Consider the following 15664-nt stretch of genomic DNA (forward strand, 5'->3'; position numbering starts at 1 on the left):
CTCTCACGCGACATCGACGGGTCCGCGCCGTTCGGGTACGACGTGTTCCGCCCGACGGTGGGCGCCGTCGTCGTCGGCGCCACGACCACGCGGTGGGTGCTGCGCCAGGAGGGCGGCACCTGGCCATTCACCCTGCCCACCTGGGTGTTCACCCACGACACCGGGATGCGGGTCGAGGGTGGTGACGTCCGCGTGGTGAGCGGGGACGTCACCGACCACCACGCCGCGGTGGTCGAGTCGGCCGGTGACCTCGACGTGTGGCTGATGGGCGGCGGCGCGCTCGCCCGGCAGTACGTCGACGCGGGCCTGGTGGACGAGGTGGCCGTCCAGTACGCGCCCTGCACCCTCGGCGCCGGCGCCCCCGTCCTCCCCACCCGCTCGGAGTGGGAGCTCGTCGACCACGGCCGCAACGGCGACTTCCTGTGCGCGCGGTGGCGCCGCGCGAGCAACCTCTCGACGTAGCGCGCGATACCTCTCGCTGACGGGTGCCCGGTCCCGCTAGACCGCAGTACTGCGGGTCTGGGCGCGCGGTGGGCAAGGCGCGGCGACCGAAGCCGGGCGTTCTCTGCCCTGCGAGCGTCGCCGCAACGCAGCCACTGGGATGCCCAGGCCCGCAGTCAGTCGAGGCAGAACTCGTTGCCCTCGGGGTCCGACATGACGATGAACCCGATCTCGGACCGGGCGGGGTCGGGCTCGAACCGCTCGCGGCGCGTGGCGCCGAGGGCGACGAGGCGGTCGGACTCGGCCTCGAGGGCCGCCATCCGCTCGTCGCCGCGCAGGTCGGGGGCGCTGCGGACGTCGATGTGCACGCGGTTCTTGGCGGTCTTGTCCTCGGGGACCTTCTGGAAGAAGATCCGCGAGCCGCGGCCGTCGGGGTCGACGATGGCCGAGGCGCGGTTGCGCTCCTCCTGGGGCACGCCCCAGGCGTCGAGGGCGTCGTCCCACGTGGCGAAGCCCTCCGGCGGGCTCTGCACCTGGTAGCCGAGGACCTCCGCCCAGAACGCGGCCAGCGCCGCGGGGTCGTCGCAGTCGTACGTCACCTGGATGTCTCGTGCCATGTCGTCGATCCTGCACCACGTCGGTGACAGGAACCGCCCATGTCGGACTCCGAGACCGCGACGCCCCCGGCGCCGACCTGTGTCAGGGGATGGTCGTGACGGTGGCCCGGTTGGCCGCCGACACCACCGCGCGCAGCGACGCGACGACGATGTTGGCGTCGATGCCGACGCCCCACACGATCTCGTCGCCCACCTCGGCCTCGACGTACGCCGCGGCCTGGGCGTCGCCGCCGGCCGAGAGCGCGTGCTCGGAGTAGTCGAGCACCCGGATGTGCGCGCCGGCCGACCGCATGCCGTCGACGAACGCGGCCACCGGGCCGTTGCCCTCGCCCTTGAAGGACTGCGGCTCTCCGCGGACGGTGAGGTCGACGGTCATCTCGTCGCGGCCGTCGGCCGAGACCTGCGAGCGGACGCCCTCGAAGGTGTAGGCGTCGGCGCGGTCGAGGTACTCGCCACGGAACGCGGCCCAGATGGCGTCGCCGCTCATCTCGCCGGCCTCGCCCTCGGTGAGCTGCTGGACGACCCGGCTGAACTCGATCTGCAGGCGGCGCGGGAGGTCGAGGTGGTGCTCCGAGCGCAGCAGGTACGCGACGCCGCCCTTGCCCGACTGGCTGTTGACGCGGATGACCGCCTCGTAGGAGCGGCCGACGTCGTGCGGGTCGATCGGCAGGTAGGGGGCCTCCCAGTCGATCTCCGAGACCGGGACGCCCTGCTCGGCGGCACGGTGCTCGAGGTCCTCCAGGCCCTTCTTGATCGCGTCCTGGTGCGAGCCCGAGAACGCCGTGTAGACCAGGTCGCCCGCGTACGGGTGGCGCGGGTGCACGGGCAGTCCGGTGCAGTACTCGACGGTGCGACGGACCTCGTCGATGTCGGAGAAGTCGATCTGCGGGTCGATGCCCTGGCTGAACAGGTTCATGCCCAGGGTGACGAGGTCGACGTTGCCGGTGCGCTCGCCGTGGCCGAACAGGCAGCCCTCGACGCGGTCGGCGCCGGCCATCAGGGCGAGCTCGGTGGCGGCGACGGCGGTGCCGCGGTCGTTGTGCGGGTGCAGCGAGATCGCGGCGTGCTCGCGGCGGCTCAGGTGGCGTCCGAACCACTCGATCTGGTCGGCGTAGGTGTTGGGCGTGGCCATCTCGACGGTGGCGGGCAGGTTGAGGATGATCTCGCGGCCGGCCTCGGGCTGCCAGACGTCCATCACGGCCTCGCTGACCTCGAGCGAGAAGTCCAGCTCGGCGCCGGTGAAGATCTCGGGCGAGTACTGGTAGCCGAAGTCGGTGTCGGGCAGGTACTGCTCGGCGTGCTTCATCACCAGCTCGGTGCCGCGGACCGCGATGGCGCGGCACTCGTCGCGTCCGACCCCGAACACGACGCGGCGGAACAGCGGGGCGACGGCGTTGTACAGGTGCACGTTGGCGCGCGGGACGCCGACGAGCGACTGGATCGTGCGCTCGATCAGGTCCTCGCGGGCCTGGGTGAGCACCGAGATCGTCACGTCGTCGGGGATCAGGCCGTCCTCGACCAGGTGCCGGACGAACGCGAAGTCGGTCTCGCTGGCCGACGGGAAGCCGACCTCGATCTCCTTGTAGCCCATGCGGACCAGGAGGTCGAACATCCGGCGCTTGCGGGCCGGCGTCATCGGGTCGATCAGGGCCTGGTTGCCGTCGCGGAGGTCGGTGGACAGCCAGCGCGGCGCGGCGTCGATCGTCTGCGACGGCCAGGTGCGGTCGGGCAGGTCGATCGGCGGGAAGGCGCGGTAGCGACCGAACGGCATGGGGCTGGGCTGCTGCGGGGAGATGCTCATGTGCGTGTCCTCGTCGGGTTCGAGATGACGGTGGCCGAAGGATGCTCGGTGGCCGGACACAGGACGAACTCCGCGACGAGGGGGTCCGGCCTGGCTAGGCGGCGACCTCGGCGCGGCAGCGAAGGAGGAGGCTGTGCTGCAGCATGATGTCGGCCAACGTACCAGGACGGCTCCCGCGGCGCCCACGCTCCTCCTCGCCCGTCGCTCGCCGGCCGTCGGCCTGACGCGCCGGGGTGTGCGGGCGTCCCTACGATGGGACGGTGCCCAGCCACGCCGCCCGACCACGACGACGTCTGCTCCCCCTGGTGGTCGGCGTCCTCGTGGCCGCCCTGGTGGTCGTGGCGGCCGTCGCCTTCGGGCTCGCTCGTGGTGATGGGTCGGACCCGACGACGGCGCCCCGCACCTCCGCCCCGACGACTCCCCCGGCCACCGCGGCGCCGGCGCCGGCCGTCGACGCCTGCTACGCGCTGCCCGCCTCGGCGCTGCAGTCCGCGCACGACGAGACGCCCGCCGTCGCGTGCACGGCCGACCACACGTCCCAGACGTTCGCCGTCGGCACGCTGACCGACGCCGACCTCGGCGACCCCGACGACGTCGACACCGGGCTCCTCGCGCAGCGGGCGGACGCGCAGTGCCGTGCCGCGCTGCCGGCCCACGTCGGCGCCGACGCGAGGACGGTGGCGCTCTCACGGCTGCGCACCGCCTGGTTCGTGCCCACCGAGGAGGACATCGCGCTCGGGGCGCGCTGGCTGCGCTGCGACGTGGTGTCGCTGCGGGATGAGAGCTCGCTCGCGCAGCTCCCCGACTCGAGCGAGGCGATGCTCTCCACCGCCGACAAGCTGGAGCGCTGGCGCACCTGCGCGCAGGCCACGCTCGGCCAGCTGCAGGCCGGCCAGGGACAGCGGATGTGCGCGCTCGACCACAACTGGCGCACGGTCGGCACCCGCAAGGTCGGCGAGGCGGCCGACGCGTGGCCCGGCGACGCCGCCGTCCGCGGACGCGTGCTCGAGCGCTGCGAGTCGCAGGTGCGCGAGTACGTCGACGACCCCCTGGCCACCGTCACGGTCGGGTGGCTGCCGCCCACGCAGGCGCAGTGGGCCGAGGGTGCCCGCTACGGCCTGTGCTGGGCCGAGACCGACTGAGCGCGCTCGCCCCTCCGCGACCCCGCCAGCACCTACACTGACGCGGTCACGAGTCCGCTCCAACCGGGGGAGCCCATCTCCATGCGATCCATCCACGCACGCGCGCGTCGACCCTGGCCGCTGGCCGTCGTGTGCGTCCTCCTTCTCGTCCTCGCCGCCTGCGGCTCGGCCGAGAACGCCGCGCTCGACGCCGAGGACTCCGCGTCCACGTCCGAGCCCACCGACGAGCCGACCGACGAGCCCACGGACGAGCCGACGACCGAGACCACGACGCCTCCCACCACCGCCGCGCCGACCACGCCGGCGCCGCCCGCCGCGCCGACCGTCGGCCAGTGCCGCAACCTCAACGCGCTCGACGTCCGCGCGCGGATCGCGACGCTCACCACCGCCCCGATCGCGTGCAGCACCAGCCACAACGCCCAGACCTACAAGGTCGGCACCCTCACCAACGCCATCTCCTCGGCGATCAGCGGCGGCAACCGGGTGACGATCTTCGCGGCCGCCCGCCGCACCTGCGAGCTCGACCTCCCGGCCTACCTGGGCGTCGACGACGAACGGCAGAAGCAGTCGCAGTTCGACTTCGTCATCTCGGTGCCCACCTCGAGCGAGGTGGCCGCCGGCGCCAAGTGGGTCCGGTGCGACGTCGTGCTCAAGAACGGCCAGACCAAGGCCGAGCCGCTGCCCGGCGCGAACGCCAAGAACGCCCTGCGCGGGTCGAAGGGCAACCCCTACCTGCAGTGCATCCGCTCGAGCAACATCAACCAGGCCTCCGGCACCTTCCTGTGCCGCGACGCGCACAACTGGCGCTCGGTCACGGCGATCAAGCTCGGCGTCGGCAGCAAGCCCTGGCCCGGCACCTCCGAGCTCACCAGCTCGGTGCGCGGCCGCTGCTCCACCGCCGTGCGCCGCTACCTCGACACCAGCGGCTCGTTCCAGTACGGCTACATCCTCCCCACCCAGGACCTGTGGAAGTACGGCGACCGATGGGCCGTCTGCTTCGCCAAGACGAGGAAGTAGCGACAGCAACCACGGAGCCGATCCGTCTGTTCGACACTGTCGATCCGCCCCGCCGACCGACGGTCAGGCGGGAGGTTCCGAGCGGATCGATGGTGACGAACTGACGGATCGGCGCCGGAGCGGCGGCCAACCACCGGCCGACGACCGCTGGAGTCGGCAGGACCCTAGAACCCCAACCGGCGAAGCTGGCGGGGGTCGCGCTGCCAGTCCTTGGCGACCTTGACGTGGAGGTCGAGGTAGACCGGGGTGCCGAGGAGGCGCTCGATCTGCCGACGGGAGTCCGCGCCGATCTTCTTCAGCCGGGCCCCCTTGGCGCCGATGATGATGCCCTTCTGGCTGTCGCGCTCCACGAACAGGTGGGCGCGGATGTCGATCAGGGGCTTGTCGGCGGGGCGGTCCTCGCGGGGGCCCATCTCCTCGACGACGACGGCCAGCGAGTGCGGCAGCTCGTCGCGGACGCCCTCCAGCGCGGCCTCGCGGACCAGCTCGGCGACGAGGGTCTCCTCGGGCTCGTCGGTGAGGTGCCCCTCGGGGTACATCACCGGGCCCTCGGGCAGCGACCTGACGAGCAGGTCGGCGAGCAGCTGGACCTGGTCGCCGGAGTGCGCCGAGACCGGCACGACCTCCTGCCAGACGACGCCGAGCTCCTCGCCGAGCGCGGCGATCTGGCCGATGTGCTCGGCGAGACGGTCGGGCTTGACCAGGTCGGTCTTGGTGGCGATGGCGAAGACCGGCTTGCGACGCAGCTTGGCGACCTCGCCCACCAGGTAGCGGTCGCCGGGGCCGATCTTCTGGTCCGACGGCAGGCAGACCCCGACGACGTCGACCTCGGCCCAGGTGGTGCGCACGAGGTCGTTGAGGCGCTCGCCCAGCAGCGTGCGGGGCCGGTGCAGACCGGGGGTGTCGACGAGCACCAGCTGCGCGTCGTCGCGGTGCACCAGCCCGCGGATGGCGTGCCGGGTGGTCTGCGGGCGGGAGGACGTGATGGCCACCTTGTCGCCCACCAGCGCGTTGGTCAGCGTGGACTTGCCGGCGTTGGGGCGCCCGACGAAGCACGCGAAGCCGGACCGGAACCCCTGCGTGGCGCTCACGTGGTGACGACCTGCTGGGGCCGGCCGGCGGGGTCGGCGAGGAAGACGCGGACGTCGGTCCCGCCGAGGTCGCGGACGGCGGCGAGGTCGGTGTCGGTCACCGCGGTGGCCTCGGTGGCGACGGCGGCTGCCTCGAGCCCGGCGGCCCCGGACGAGACGGCCATCGCGACGGCCAGGCCGAGCGCGGAGATGCGCAGCGACTCCAGCTCGACGGTGGCGGCGGTGTAGGTGCGGCCGTCGGTGTCACGGACAGCGGCGCCCTCGGGGGCGGCCACGCGGGCCCGGGTGGCCCGGGCGAGCGTGAGGATCTTGACGTCCTCAGGACTGTCGGTCGGCTGCGACATGGCCCCACCGTACCGAGGCGGCGTCGGCGTCGGTGTCGTCGGCCCGGCTGACGCGCACCGTGCCGATGCGGTTGCGGCGTCCCGACGGCGACTCGGCCTCGAAGACGAGGCCGGCGATCTCGACGGTGCTGCCCGGGATGGGCACCTTGCCGAGGTACTTGGCCATCAGCCCGCCGACGGAGTCGACGTCGTCGTCGTGCACCGCGACCCCGACCACCTCCTCGAGGTCGTCGACGTCGAACCGGGCGCTGAGACGGACGCTGCCGCCCGACAGCCGCTCGACGTCGTCGGGCGGGGCGTCGTACTCGTCGGTGATCTCGCCGACGATCTCCTCCAGGACGTCCTCGATCGTCACCAGGCCGGCGGTGCCGCCGTACTCGTCGATGACCACGGCGACGTGCATGCGCTGGGCCTGCATCTCGCGGAGCAGCGCGTCGACGGGCTTGGAGTCGGGCACGTAGAAGCACGGACGCATGTAGGCCTCGACGCGCTCGGTGGTCTCGGACTCGTGGTTGTCGAAGACGCGCTTGGTGACGTCCTTGAGGTAGACCATGCCCACGATGTCGTCGAGGTTCTCGCCGGTGACCGGGATGCGGGAGTAGCCGCTGCGCAGCGCGAGCGACATCGCCTGGCGCAGCGTCTTGTGGTGCTCGACGAACACCATGTCGGTGCGCGGCACCATCACCTCGCGGACGCTGGTGTCGCCGAGCTCGAAGACCGAGTGGATCATCCGGCTCTCCCCGGACTCGATCAGCATGCTCGCCTCGGCACGGTCGACCAGCTCGCGCAGCTCGGCCTCGGACGCGAACGGTCCCTCCCGCAGGCCCTTGCCGGGCGTCAGCGCGTTGCCGAGCAGGATCAGCAGCCGCGGGACCGGCCCGAGCACGCGCGTCGCGGCCGCGACCGGGCCGGCCGAGAGCAGCGCGATGCGCTCGGAGTTCTGGAGCCCGAGGGTGCGGGGGCCGACACCGATGGCCACGTAGGAGACGACGACCATGATCCCGGCCGCGACGAGCACCCGCGCCCAGGTGTCCTCCACGAAGCCGGCGACGACGAACGCGACCAGGACCACCGAGGTGGTCTCGGCGACCATGCGCAGCAGCAGGACCGTGTTGATGTAGGGCGCCGGGTCGTCGAGCACCTGGCGCAGACGGGCCGCTCCCCCGCGTCCCTCGGCGGCGAGCTCGTCGGCGCGGGCCTTGGAGAACGCCGACAGCGCCGCGTCCGCGCTGGCCAGCAGGCCGGCGGCGAAGGCCAGCACGATGGCCGTGCCGGCCAGCCAGACGTCGCCGGACATCAGGAGCTCGCGGCCTCGACGTCCCCGCCCTCGCGGGCGACCTGCCACTCGCCGAGCAGCCGGTCCTGCAGGCCGAACATCTCGCGGTGCTCCTCGGGCTCGGCGTGGTCGTAGCCCAGGAGGTGCAGGATGCCGTGCACGGTGAGCAGCCTGATCTCGTCGATCGTCTCGCGCCCGAGCCCGGGAGCCTGCTGCTCGGCCACCTGCGGGCACAAGGCGATGTCGCCGAGGTAGCCCTCGGGCGCCTCGGCGTCGTCACGGCCCGGGCTGAGCTCGTCCATCGGGAACGACAGCACGTCGGTGGGGCCCTGCTTGCCCATCCACTGCTCGTTGAGCACCGTGATGGTGTCGGGCTCCACCAGGCGCAGGCACAGCTCGGTGGCCGGGTGCAGCCGCATGCGCCGCATGGTGAAGCGGCACAGGCGGGTCAGCTCCTCGACGTCGACCTGCGCACCGGACTCATTGAGTACGTCGACGTTCACCGGCGTCCTCGTAGGTGTCGTAGGCGGCCACGATGCGGCCGACGAGCTTGTGGCGGACGACGTCGGTGCTGGTGAGTCGGGCGAAGTGGATGTCGTCGACCTCGTCGAGGACGTTCTGCACCACCCGCAGGCCGGACGCCTTGGGGCTGGGGAGGTCGACCTGCGTGACGTCGCCGGTGACGACCATCTTGGAGCCGAAGCCCAGGCGGGTGAGGAACATCTTCATCTGCTCCTGCGAGGTGTTCTGCGCCTCGTCGAGGATGATGAACGCGTCGTTGAGCGTGCGGCCGCGCATGTAGGCCAGCGGTGCGACCTCGATGGTGCCCGCGGTGAGCAGCTTGGGGATCAGCTCGGGGTCGAGCATGTCGTGCAGCGCGTCGTAGAGCGGCCGCAGGTACGGGTCGATCTTCTCGCTCAGCGTGCCGGGCAGGAAGCCCAGGCTCTCGCCGGCCTCGACCGCCGGACGCGTGAGGATGATCCGGTTGACCTCCTTGGCCTGCAGCGCCTGCACGGCCTTGGCCATGGCCAGGTAGGTCTTGCCGGTGCCGGCGGGACCGATGCCGAAGACCACCGTGTGGCGGTCGATCGCGTCGACGTAGCGCTTCTGGTTCAGCGTCTTGGGGCGGATCGTGCGCCCGCGGTTGGACAGGATGTTCAGGCTGAGCACCTCGGCGGGGTGCTCCTTGGTCTCGGTGCGCAGCATCGACACCGACCGCTCGATGGTCTCGGGGCTGAGTCCCTGGCCCGTGCGGATGATGGTGACGAGCTCGTCCACGAGGCGCTCGACGAGTGCCGCCTCCGGTGCCGGGCCACGGACGGTGATCGTGTTGCCGCGGGCGTGGATCTGGGCGTCGAACGAGCCCTCGATGATCTTGAGGAACTCGTCGGCGGGGCCGAGCAGGGACACCATCTGGATGCTCGTGGGCACCGTGATCGTGTGCTGAGGCTGGTCGTCGGTAGTCATCGGCACCCCGAGGGGCTGTGCTCCTGTCGCGTCGGTACTGGTTCGTCCCCATCGTACGCGGGGCCGTCCGGCGCGGGTACCGACTTCTCCTGCATCTGGTGGTGCCCGTGGCACACGGACGGTGGATGATGCGTGCATGGACGCGTCGGGGGGGCGCCGCGGGACGTCGGGCCCGGGGTCGCAGGAGTGGCAGCGCTGGCTGCTGCGCGCGCAGTCCGGCGACGGCGCCGCGGCGGCCGTCCACGCCCGTCGCACGCTCGACCGCGTGGCCGACGCGACGGACGCCGACCCCGAGGACGCGTGCTGGGCGCTGTACCTCGCGGTCGTGGCCGCGATCGAGACGAGCGACCTGCGCGAGGCGCACCGGGCGGTCCGTGAGCTGATCATCGCCGCCGACTCCGCCGGCGAGGCATGCCCGGCGTGGCGCTGCCTGGCCGAGGCGCTGCGGGCCCTGGCCGGCGCCACGGCCCGCGACACCGCGGTCGCCTACGACCTGGCGATCGACGCGAGCCTGCGCTGCGAGGACCAGCTCGCCGACCGTCGGCACGACCTGCCGCCGCACCACCGCTTCCTGCTGGGCCACACCGGCGTGGCCCTGGCGGCCTGCTGGGTCGAGCTGGGCGTCCACGACCTCGCCGAGCGCTGGATCGACCGCGTCGACGTGCTCGCCTCGCACGACCCGATGCGCTACCTCGAGGCCACCGCCACCCGTCTGCTGGGCGAGCTGCTGGTGCAGGAGGGCTGCGTCTCGCGGCTGCAGGGCGACGACGAGATGGCGCGCTCGCACTTCTCGCGGTGCATCGAGACCTTCGGCGCGGTGCGCGACATGCTGCCGCGCGACCGCCGCTACGCCAGCTACCGCGAGCGCGCCGAGGTCAGCATGAGCGCCCTGGCGATGGCGAGCGGACGGCGTCGCGCCGCCGACCGTCAGCTGCTGGAGGACCACGTCGGGCTGCGCACACGTCGCGAGAACCGCTGGTCGGTCTCGTTCGCGCACGCGGGTCTGGCGATCGCCGCGGACCAGGAGGGCGACCTCGAGGCCGCCGGCCGTCACACCGCCGAGGCCGTCGGCGAGCAGGCGGGTGTGCCGATGAGCCCGATGGCGGTGTTCCTGCTCACCGAGCACGCCGCGGCGGCCACCCGGCTCTCACCGGCGACCCCGGCCACCACCGCCCAGTCGATGGTGATCGACACCTTCGTGGCCGAGTGGAGCAACCGCCGCGAGACCCGTCTGCGCGCCGGCCGCCGCCGCGAGCAGCGCGCCCGCGAGCTCCGCGTCAAGGCCGTCGACGGCCCCGACGGTCACCGAGAATGAAAGGCGTCGCGGAGGCGCCCGAAGACGCCCTTGTGGGGTGAGCTGAACTCGCCGGCGACGCGGTCCTCGCCGCGCATCTCGGCGAGCTGCTCGAGCAGGGTGCGCTGGGCGTCGTCGAGGCGCTCGGGGGTCTGGACAACGACGCGCACGCGCAGGTCGCCGCGGCCGCCGCTGCGCAGGCGCGGCACGCCGCGTCCACGCACCACCATCTGCTCGCCCGACTGGGTGCCGGCGGCGACGTCGAGCGGGATCGTGGCCTCGACGTCCTCGGCGCCGGTGTCGGCCTCGAGGGTGGGCAGGTCGATCCGGGTGCCGAGCGCCGCGGCCGTCATGGGCAGCGACACGTCGCAGAGCAGGTCGTCGCCGTCGCGGGTGAACAGCGCGTGGCGGGCCACCTCGACCTCGACGTACAGGTCGCCGGGAGGACCGCCGCCGGGGCCGACCTCGCCCTCGCCGGCGAGCTGCACCCGGGTGCCGTCGTCGACGCCGGCGGGGATCTTGACCGACAGGGTGCGGCGCGAGCGGACGCGGCCGTCGCCGGAGCACTCCTGGCACGGGTTGGGGATGACGCTGCCGTAGCCCTGGCAGGTGGGGCACGGGCGGGCCGTGCGGATGTCGCCGAGGAACGAGCGCTGCACGTGCTGGACCTCGCCGCGGCCCTGGCAGGTGCCGCAGGTGACGGGCTGCGAGCCCTCGCGGGCACCGCTGCCCTCGCAGGTGCTGCAGAGGACGGCGGTGTGCACCGTGAGGTCGCGGGCGACGCCGAACGCCGCTTCGGACAGCTCGATGCTCAGCCGGATCAGGGCGTCCTGGCCCCGGCGGCTGCGGGTGCGCGGGCCCCGCTGGTTGCCGCCCTGGCCGAAGAAGGCGTCCATGATGTCGTTGAAGTTGAAGCCCTGGCCGGCGCCGGCGTACCCGCCGCCGCCGAACGGGTCGCCACCGCGGTCGTACATGGCGCGCTTCTCGGGGTCGGCGAGCACCTCGTACGCCATGCCGACGGCCTTGAACTGGTCCGGGTCGGCGTCGGGGTTGACGTCGGGGTGGAGGGTGCGCGCCTTGCGGCGGTAGGCCTTCTTGATCTCCTCGGGCGTGGCCTCGCGGCCGACCCCGAGCAGCTCGTAGTAGTCCTGCGTCATGCCTGCGCTCTCGTGAGGGGGTGGAGGAGGGTGGTCGAGGGTGTGGTCACGACGTGCTCAGCGTGTGACCGACGTAGCGGGCGACGGCGCGCACGGCGGCCATCGTCCCGGGGTAGTCCATGCGGGTGGGCCCGACGACGCCCAGGGTGGCGAGGGACTCGCCGGGCGCGCCGTAGCCGCTCGCGACCACCGAGGTGGTGGAGAGGTCGTGGTAGGGCACCTCGCTGCCGATGCGCACCGTCAGCAGGCTGGGCGACGACGCCTCGCCGAGCAGCTTCAGCAGCACGACGTGCTCCTCGAGGGCCTCGAGCACCGGGCGGATCGCGGTGTCGAAGTCGGAGCCGAAGCGCGCGAGGTTGGCGGTGCCGCCGACGGCGACGCGCTCGTCGGACTTCTCGTCCGAGAACGCCTCGGCCAGCGTGGTGACGACCGCGGTGACGACGGGACGGTCCTCGTGGCTGAAGGTCCCGATCAGCTCGGCCAGCCCGACGGCGGCGTCGCTGAGCTTCTGGCCGACGCACAGGGTGGCGACGCGCGAGCGCAGCTCGGCGACGAGCTGCTCGGACGGCGGGGTGCCGAGGTCGACGACGCGCTGGTCGACGCGGCCGCTGCTGGAGATGAGGACGAGCAGCAGGCGGGCGCCGTCGAGCGGGACGAGCTCGACGTGGCGGACGGTGGAGCGCGTCAGGCTCGGGTACTGCACGATCGCCACCTGGTGGGTGAGCTGCGCGAGCATCCGGACGCTGCGCTGCACGACGTCGTCGACGTCGACGGCGCCCTCGAGGAACGTCTCGATCGCGCGGCGCTCGGCGCCCGAGAGCGCGCGCACGGTGGCGAGGCGGTCGACGAACAGGCGGTAGCCCTTGTCGGTGGGGATGCGGCCGGCGCTCGTGTGCGGCTGCGTGATGAAGCCGTCCTCCTCGAGCGCGGCCATGTCGTTGCGCACCGTGGCCGACGACACGCCCAGCTGGTGGCGCTCGACCAGGGCGCGGGAGCCGACGGGCTCCTGCGTCGCGACGTAGTCCTCGACGATCGCCCGGAGGACCGAGAGCTTGCGTTCGTCCAACATCTCCGGCTCCCTCCGTGTGGTGCGGGCCCTGCGGCACGGCGGACCGCGACCCCGGGGTTGGCACTCGAAATGCCAGAGTGCCAGTCTAGCGAGCGTGACCGGAGGCGCGAAATGGACACGGCTCGCCGCGGGCGTACACGTCGGTGAGCTGGAGCGGGCCACGCTGCTCGCGGTCGTGGGCACCGAGGGCGTGCTGGTGCACGGTCCCGCGGAACCCGGCGACCTCGTCGGCCTGGTCGACGAGGGGGGCGTCCCGGTCGGTGTCGACCGCGTCACGTGGGCCACCCGTCCCGGTCTCGGTGCGCCCCTGCTGGTGCAGGAGGACGACCCGGTGGCGGGCGAGGCGGCACGGGTCGTCGCGTCCGTGTTCGCCGTCGACCTCGGTGGCGTCTACGTCGAGGCGGTGCACCCCGGACGGGGCGCCACCGGTGCCGACCTCGTCGTGTCGGTGCCGCTGGCCGACGTCGTCGCGACCGGCGACCTCGTCCGCAACCCCGGCCCTCCCGGCTACGGCGCGGACTGCTGGCCGCTGGAGTACCCGGCGACGCTCGACATGGTGCTCGGCGCGATGACGGCGCGGACGGTGGTCGTCCCCGGCCGCGGACCCGTCGTCGACCGCGAGTTCGTGGAGGACCAGCGCCAGGAGGCGCTCGCCGTGGCCGAGCAGGTCGACGTCCTCGCGTCGCGCCGCGTCGACCCCGCCGACGCCTACGCGCAGGGCACGTGGCCGTACGCCGAGGCCGAGCTCGAGCAGGCGCTCCCCCGCGCGCTCGCGCAGTGGGTGCCGCGCCCGCCCGCGACGCACTCGCACTGACGGTGTGTCGCCGCCGGGCTCTGGCGAGCCCGCGCCGTACCGTCGTCCGGTGAGCCACGACCGCTACGGAACCGACGTCCTCGCCGGCGACTGGAACGCCCCCAAGGGCGGGCGCGCCCAGCGTCAGGAGGCTTCCCGCGACCTCGTGGTCGAGGAGGTCACCACCGACTTCTGCGGCGCGGTCGTGCGCACCGACCGCGACCTCGACACCGTCGAGCTCGAGGACCGCAGGGGCCGCCGCCGCACGTTCCCGCTCGGGCCCGGGTTCCTGCTGGAGGGGCGCCCCGTCGTCCTGCACGCGCCCGTCCCCAAGGGCCCCTCGGCGCCCACCCGCACGGCGTCGGGCTCGGTGGCCGTCGCCGGCGCCCGCGCCCGGGTGGCGCGCGCGAGCCGCATCTACGTCGAGGGTCGCCACGACGCCGAGCTGGTCGAGAAGGTGTGGGGCGACGACCTGCGGATCGAGGGCGTGGCGGTGGAGTACCTCGAGGGCGTCGACGACCTCGGCGACCACCTGAACGCGTTCGGGCCCGCCCCCGGCCGCCACGTGGGCGTGTTGGTCGACCACCTCGTGCGGGGGTCCAAGGAGAGCCGCATCGCCGCGTCGGTGATGCGCGGGCCGCACGGCAAGCACGTCAAGATCGTCGGCCACCCCTACGTGGACGTGTGGCAGGCGGTGAAGCCCGATCGCCTCGGCATGACGGCGTGGCCGGTCATCCCGCGCTCGGTGCCGTGGAAGCACGGCGTCTGCCAGGCCCTCGGCTGGCCCCACCGCGACCAAGCCGACATCGCCCGCGCGTGGAAGCGGATCCTCGGCACCGTGACGTCCTACGCCGACCTCGAGCCCGCCCTGCTGGGACGTGTCGAGGAGCTCATCGACTTCGTCACCGTCGACTGAGCTGCGCCGGCCCCTCTAGGGCAGCAGGCGCCGGACGACGGCGTCGGCGAGCAGGCGTCCGCGGCGGGTGAGGACGAGAGTGTCGGCGGAGACGTCGACGAGGCCCTCGTCCACCAGGCCGGGGACGGCGGCGCGGCCGTCGGCGTCGACAGCATCGAGCCGGAGCCCGTCGCGCAGGCGCGAGCGCAGCAGGACGTCCTCGACGTGACGGGTGTCGGCGTCCAGCGCCTCGTGGGCGTGCGCCGGGCTGAGCCCGGACGCGAGCCGCTGCGCGTAGGCGGCGGGGTGCTTGACGTTCCACCAGCGGGTGCCGCCGACGTGCGAGTGCGCCCCGGGCCCGAAGCCCCACCAGTGGTCGCCGCGCCAGTACAGCTCGTTGTGGCGGCAGCGGGCCGCGTCGTCGCGCGCCCAGTTGGACAGCTCGTACCATCCGAACCCGGCCGCGCCGAGGAGGTCGTCGGCGAGCTCGTAGGCGTCGGCCATCTGGTCGTCGTCGGGCACCGGCACCTCGCCGCGGGCGACGCGGCGGGCCAGCGCGGTGCCGTCCTCGACGATGAGCGCGTAGGCGCTGACGTGGTCGGGCGCGCACGCGAGCGCCGACTCCAGCGAGGCGCGCCAGTCGTCCAGGGACTCCCCGGGCGTGCCGTAGATCAGGTCGAGGCTGACCTGCTCGAACCCCGCCTCGCGGGCCCAGCGGACGGCCTGGGGCACGCGCTCGGGGTCGTGGGTGCGGTCGAGCGTGGCCAGCACGTGCGGCACGGCGGACTGCATGCCGAAGGAGATCCGGGTGAACCCGCCCTCGCGCAGCCGGGCCAGCGACGCGGGGTCGACGCTGTCGGGGTTGGCCTCGGTGGTGACCTCGGCGCCGGGCGCGAGGCCGAACGCGTCGTCGACCGCCGCCAGGACCGAGACGAGGTCGTCCGCGGCGAGCAGCGTGGGCGTCCCGCCGCCGACGAAGACGGTCTCCACGCGCGGCGCCCGGTCGCCGAGCACGCGACCGGCGAGGGCCACCTCGTCACGGACGGTCGACGCGTACGTCGTGCGCGACGCGCCCGGTCCCAGCTCGTCGGCGGTGTAGGTGTTGAAGTCGCAGTACCCGCAGCGCACCCGGCAGAACGGCACGTGCACGTAGACGCCGAACGGCCGGCTGCCGAGCTCGTCGAGCGCGGACGTCGGGAGCGTCCCGTCAGCGGGCAGCGGCTCGCCCGCGGGCAGGACGGAGGGCATGCCCCCAGTGTG

The 15664-nt window shown here is 73.2% G+C and carries 16 protein-coding genes; 6 read left to right on the forward strand and 10 right to left on the reverse strand.

What is annotated here, in order from left to right; genetic code table 11:
- Positions 1 to 462: dihydrofolate reductase family protein (locus tag ACI6PP_RS04140; RefSeq protein WP_421109358.1), on the forward strand; the 462-nt coding region annotated here is incomplete at its 5' end.
- Positions 463 to 617: 155 nt separating this feature from the next.
- Here ACI6PP_RS04140 and ACI6PP_RS04145 read toward each other — a convergent pair.
- On the reverse strand, positions 618 to 1058 hold the full coding sequence (locus ACI6PP_RS04145) for a VOC family protein (RefSeq protein ID WP_421109360.1): 441 nt from the start codon (positions 1056 to 1058) through the stop codon (positions 618 to 620).
- 82 nt (positions 1059 to 1140) lie between these two features.
- Positions 1141 to 2859 (reverse strand): 2-isopropylmalate synthase, encoded by a 1719-nt coding sequence (gene leuA / locus ACI6PP_RS04150; protein ID WP_421109361.1) that lies wholly within the window; start codon positions 2857 to 2859, stop codon positions 1141 to 1143.
- A 260-nt stretch (positions 2860 to 3119) separates the two neighbouring features.
- On the opposite strand from leuA, the gene ACI6PP_RS04155 reads away from it, so the two are divergent.
- Together ACI6PP_RS04155 and ACI6PP_RS04160 are read left to right on the forward strand one after the other, a co-directional pair.
- Positions 3120 to 4001 (forward strand): septum formation family protein, encoded by an 882-nt coding sequence (locus ACI6PP_RS04155; protein ID WP_421109363.1) that lies wholly within the window; start codon positions 3120 to 3122, stop codon positions 3999 to 4001.
- A gap of 81 nt (positions 4002 to 4082) precedes the next feature.
- Positions 4083 to 5018 carry a septum formation family protein gene (locus tag ACI6PP_RS04160; RefSeq protein WP_421109365.1) on the forward strand — a complete coding sequence of 312 codons (936 nt, stop codon included), beginning with the start codon at positions 4083 to 4085 and terminating at the stop codon, positions 5016 to 5018.
- A 164-nt stretch (positions 5019 to 5182) separates the two neighbouring features.
- Here the strand turns inward: ACI6PP_RS04160 and era are convergent, their stop codons facing one another.
- The 5 genes from era to ACI6PP_RS04185 are packed head-to-tail and all read right to left on the reverse strand — an operon-like array spanning position 5183 to position 9196.
- A complete protein-coding gene (gene era, locus ACI6PP_RS04165) occupies positions 5183 to 6109 on the reverse strand; it encodes a GTPase Era (RefSeq protein WP_421109366.1) in 927 nt (308 codons plus the stop codon).
- Positions 6106 to 6453 (reverse strand): cytidine deaminase, encoded by a 348-nt coding sequence (locus ACI6PP_RS04170; RefSeq protein ID WP_421109368.1) that lies wholly within the window; start codon positions 6451 to 6453, stop codon positions 6106 to 6108. Before ACI6PP_RS04170 ends, era begins: the two co-directional genes overlap by 4 nt.
- A complete protein-coding gene (locus ACI6PP_RS04175; protein WP_421109370.1) occupies positions 6428 to 7750 on the reverse strand; it encodes a hemolysin family protein in 1323 nt (440 codons plus the stop codon). The genes ACI6PP_RS04170 and ACI6PP_RS04175 overlap by 26 nt, the downstream gene beginning before the upstream one ends.
- On the reverse strand, positions 7750 to 8232 hold the full coding sequence (ybeY, locus tag ACI6PP_RS04180) for an rRNA maturation RNase YbeY (RefSeq protein ID WP_421109371.1): 483 nt from the start codon (positions 8230 to 8232) through the stop codon (positions 7750 to 7752). The genes ACI6PP_RS04175 and ybeY overlap by 1 nt, the downstream gene beginning before the upstream one ends.
- Positions 8210 to 9196, reverse strand: a complete 987-nt coding sequence (locus ACI6PP_RS04185) for a PhoH family protein (protein ID WP_421109372.1) — start codon at positions 9194 to 9196, stop codon at positions 8210 to 8212. The genes ybeY and ACI6PP_RS04185 overlap by 23 nt, the downstream gene beginning before the upstream one ends.
- 136 nt (positions 9197 to 9332) lie before the next feature.
- Here ACI6PP_RS04185 and ACI6PP_RS04190 point away from each other — a divergent pair, with 136 nt between their 5' ends.
- Positions 9333 to 10511 carry a hypothetical protein gene (locus tag ACI6PP_RS04190; protein ID WP_421109374.1) on the forward strand — a complete coding sequence of 393 codons (1179 nt, stop codon included), beginning with the start codon at positions 9333 to 9335 and terminating at the stop codon, positions 10509 to 10511.
- Here the strand turns inward: ACI6PP_RS04190 and dnaJ are convergent.
- On the reverse strand, positions 10499 to 11647 hold the full coding sequence (dnaJ, locus tag ACI6PP_RS04195) for a molecular chaperone DnaJ (RefSeq protein ID WP_421109375.1): 1149 nt from the start codon (positions 11645 to 11647) through the stop codon (positions 10499 to 10501). The two genes, ACI6PP_RS04190 and dnaJ, sit on opposite strands and share 13 nt — an antisense overlap.
- A 46-nt stretch (positions 11648 to 11693) precedes the next feature.
- The gene (gene hrcA / locus ACI6PP_RS04200) at positions 11694 to 12716 is read right to left on the reverse strand and encodes a heat-inducible transcriptional repressor HrcA (RefSeq protein WP_421109377.1); all 1023 of its coding nucleotides are present in this window, start codon (positions 12714 to 12716) and stop codon (positions 11694 to 11696) included.
- Positions 12717 to 12810: 94 nt separating this feature from the next.
- On the opposite strand from hrcA, the gene ACI6PP_RS04205 reads away from it, so the two are divergent.
- Positions 12811 to 13530 (forward strand): MBL fold metallo-hydrolase, encoded by a 720-nt coding sequence (locus tag ACI6PP_RS04205; RefSeq protein ID WP_421109378.1) that lies wholly within the window; start codon positions 12811 to 12813, stop codon positions 13528 to 13530.
- A 49-nt stretch (positions 13531 to 13579) separates the two neighbouring features.
- Complete coding sequence (locus ACI6PP_RS04210; protein WP_421109380.1) at positions 13580 to 14425, forward strand: DUF3097 domain-containing protein; 846 nt, start codon at positions 13580 to 13582, stop codon at positions 14423 to 14425.
- Positions 14426 to 14440: 15 nt separating this feature from the next.
- Here ACI6PP_RS04210 and hemW read toward each other — a convergent pair whose 3' ends face one another.
- A complete protein-coding gene (gene hemW / locus ACI6PP_RS04215) occupies positions 14441 to 15652 on the reverse strand; it encodes a radical SAM family heme chaperone HemW (protein WP_421109382.1) in 1212 nt (403 codons plus the stop codon).
- Positions 15653 to 15664 lie beyond the last annotated feature (12 nt).

Source organism: Solicola agrisoli (genome assembly GCF_049059935.1).
In the GTDB taxonomy this organism is placed as follows: Bacteria; Actinomycetota; Actinomycetes; order Propionibacteriales; family Nocardioidaceae; genus JAURVT01.